The 545-nt window shown below is 70.1% G+C and carries 1 protein-coding gene; it reads right to left on the bottom strand.

Translation table 11 applies throughout. From position 1 onward, the window contains the following. A partial coding sequence (locus AX703_RS27830; RefSeq protein WP_197423641.1) for a hypothetical protein occupies positions 1 to 545 on the bottom strand: 545 nt, incomplete at both ends.

Raw genomic sequence — 545 nt, 5'->3', positions numbered from 1 at the left:
GATCGATGAACACCGAGCCGCCGCTCGAGGTGGCGGTGCCCAGCGTTGCCGTGTCAGTCACGGTCAGCGTCAGGTCGCCCGCCGATTGCACGCTCGTCGCCGTGAGGCTGGCCGCAGTCAGATCGAGCGTGCTGCCGGCGGTGATCGTGCCGCCGCTGATCGCCCGCGTGGCACCCAAGGTTACGCCCTCGCCCGCGCTCAGGCTGTCGAAGGTGAAGTTGCGCGCAGCAACAAGCACCGCCGCCCCCGCATCGGTCGCGCCAATGCGGATGTCGCGCCCCTGGTAGGTCGCCGAGGTTCCGGCATTCACCGCGTTGACCGTTGCGTCGCGGCTGCCCAGCGCGACGCTGGTGCCTGCCGTGATCGTGTCGAGGGTCATGGCACTCGTCGCGGTCAGCACCACCGAGGTGCCGGCGTCGATCGTGCTGCCATTGATCACCACGCCGCCGAGTTGCACCTGCCCGCTTGCGCTGGCAGACGCGAAGGTCACCCGCCCGGTCGTCGCCGCAATGTCGCCGCCAAGCGCGGACACGCTGCCCAGCGTG

The organism is Novosphingobium sp. CCH12-A3 (genome assembly GCF_001556015.1).
Lineage (GTDB): Bacteria > Pseudomonadota > Alphaproteobacteria > Sphingomonadales > Sphingomonadaceae > Novosphingobium > Novosphingobium subterraneum.
The sequence above is the reverse complement of the archived record's forward strand: the minus strand, read 5'-3'. Positions and strand labels throughout refer to the sequence as shown.